Source organism: Thermomonas fusca DSM 15424 (assembly GCF_000423885.1).
In the GTDB taxonomy this organism is placed as follows: domain Bacteria; phylum Pseudomonadota; class Gammaproteobacteria; order Xanthomonadales; family Xanthomonadaceae; genus Thermomonas; species Thermomonas fusca.
On the sequence record NZ_AUIV01000050.1, the window covers coordinates 1 to 2,403 of the forward strand.

General features: G+C 61.9%; 1 protein-coding gene and 2 pseudogenes. 1 reads left to right on the forward strand and 2 read right to left on the reverse strand.

The features are described 5' to 3' along the window. Positions 1-680: DNA-binding protein (locus G582_RS18120; RefSeq protein ID WP_156880559.1), on the reverse strand; the 680-nt coding region annotated here is incomplete at its 3' end. Between the two features lie 104 nt (positions 681-784). On the opposite strand from G582_RS18120, the pseudogene G582_RS0113270 reads away from it, so the two are divergent. Next, positions 785-1,009: pseudogene (locus G582_RS0113270) on the forward strand (integrase); the annotation flags it as partial. Positions 1,010-1,051: 42 nt separating this feature from the next. Here G582_RS0113270 and G582_RS16785 read toward each other — a convergent pair. Then, positions 1,052-2,362, reverse strand: a pseudogene (locus tag G582_RS16785) (Tn3 family transposase); the annotation flags it as partial. Positions 2,363-2,403 lie beyond the last annotated feature (41 nt).

Sequence of the window (2,403 nt, forward strand, 5' to 3'; positions counted from 1 at the left end):
GGCCTTCTCGTAAGTGTCCGTGAAAACGGGGGTGAACCCAGATCAACTTCGCGGTGAGCACGGTCCTCTATCGCACGAACATGCTGCGCCACACCTTCACGCTCCACCCGCGCCTCGTCTGCTAGGGCTTGTAACCGATTCTCTACTGTTTGGCGGGAAGCTTCGGCGTCCGACGCTCTTCTGAGCGCGGCATCCCGCTGACGCACCAGTTCTTTTATCTCTCCTTCAAGCTGGCTGACCAGGCGCTGCAATTCGGCCGTACGGGCTGTCGCGAGTCGTTCGGATTGGGAGGCTTCTGCTACCGCTTCCCACAATGCCATCGCTTCGGCGGCGAATCCTTCGCGCTCCCGCCCCAGTGCCTCCTGCGCGGTCAGAAGGGCGACTTGTTTGTCGGCGAATCCGTTCTCGGCCTCAGACCGGGCATGTTTGAGAGCCAGTGCCCACCACTCCCCCGCCAGTTTAGTGATCGTCTCAGGGGCCTCGGGCACCGAAAGGCTGCGCTGATGAGCGTCCAGGCGAGCACCAAGGGCACGCCACCAGGTCTCCAACCATCGCGTGACAGTGTTCGGCGACCCGGTGCCCAAGTGCATACGAATGCGCTCGACGGTTGGTCGCTCTCCCGCGCCAACGATCTCGTCGGCTGCAGTATGGACGTCGGATTCGGTGATGCCTCGAGCCATGAAATTGCCTCCTACGCTGGCGCCCTACTCTGTTGATTACGTAGTCGCGATAAGTGATGATTATCGCTAGTACATGTCTCGTTTCATAACGTACATTACATAGTATGAATCGAAATAGCACGGTACCCGTCTTGTCGGCGACAGCTGCAAACCTTGTGCTCCCCGAGCAACTCGCCCAGCAGGCCGCCGACGCAGTGCGTGAACTGCTCGCCGAAGCGGCCGCGGCCAACACCACCCGCAGCTATGCCACTGCCCTGCGCTACTGGGCCGGCTGGCACCTGGCCCGCTACGGCGTCGAGCTAGCCTTTCCGGCCAGCGAGGCCGTGGTGGGGCGAATAGGGAAAACGGAAAAAATCGGGCGCTAAGCCCTGTTACCGATTCTTGAAGTCCCGCAGCGGCCGATATTTTCCCTCGTCGACCTTCCTGCTCTGGCGCCAGACGTAATCTCCTGTCAGATTGATGTGCTCCCAGCCTAACGGCGAGAGGAATTGCAGCATGCCGTCATCGGCCAGTTTGCCGGACTCGCGCAGCGCTTCGGTTGCCCGCTCCAGGTACACCGTATTCCACAGCACGATTGCGGCGGTCACGAGATTCAGGCCGCTGGCGCGGTACCGCTGCTGCTCGAATGTCCGGTCGCGGATCTCACCCAACCGATGAATGAAGACCGCCCTGGCCAGTGCGTTGCGCGCCTCTCCCTTGTTCAGGCCTGCATGCACGCGCCGGCGTAGCTCGACGTTCTGGAGCCAGTCCAAGATGAACAGCGTGCGCTCGATCCGCCCCAGCTCGCGTAGCGCGATCGCCAGGCCGTTCTGGCGAGGGTAGCTGCCCAGCTTGCGCAGCATGAGCGATGCGGTGACTGTGCCGTGCTTGATCGAGGCGGCCAGGCGGAGCACGTCGTCCCAGTGTGCGCGTAGATGCTTGATGTTTAGACTACCGCCAATCATTGAGCGCAAGGCCGGGTGATCGCCCACCTTGCCCGGCACGTACAGCTTGGTGTCACCTAGATCGCGGATTCGCGGCGCGAAGCGGAAGCCCAGGAGGTGCATCAGTGCGAACACATGGTCGGTGAAACCGGCGGTATCCGTATAGTGCTCCTCAATGCGCAGGTCTGATTCATGGTACAGCAGACCGTCGAGCACATAGGTCGAGTCGCGCACGCCGACGTTGACAACCCTGGTGCTGAACGGCGCGTACTGGTCGGAAATGTGGGTGTAGAACAGCTTGCCGGGTTCGGCGCCGTACTTGGGGTTGATGTGGCCCGTGTTCTCGGCCCGGCCGCCCGCGCGGAAGCGTTGGCCGTCCGACGACGACGTTGTGCCATCCCCCCAGTGCACGGCGAAGGCGTGCTTGAACTGGGCGTTGACCAGTTCAGCCAGGCCGGCCGAATAAGTTTCGTCCCGGATGTGCCAAGCCTGCAACCAGGAGAGTTTCGCATAAGTGGCGCCAGGACTCGATTCCGCCATTTTGGTCAGGCCGAGGTTGATGGCGTCGGCCAGAATCGCGGACATGAGGAACGTCCTGTCGTTGGCCTGCTCCCCGCTCTTGAGGTGAACGAAGTGGCGCGTGAATCCGGTCCAATCGTCCACGTCCATCAGCAGTTCGGTGATCTTGATCCGGGGAAGCATGCCGCTGGCGAAGTCGATCAACGCTTGGGCCTCGTCCGGCACCACGGCATCCTGCGGGCGGGTTCACCCCCGTTTTCACGGACACTTACGAGAAGGCC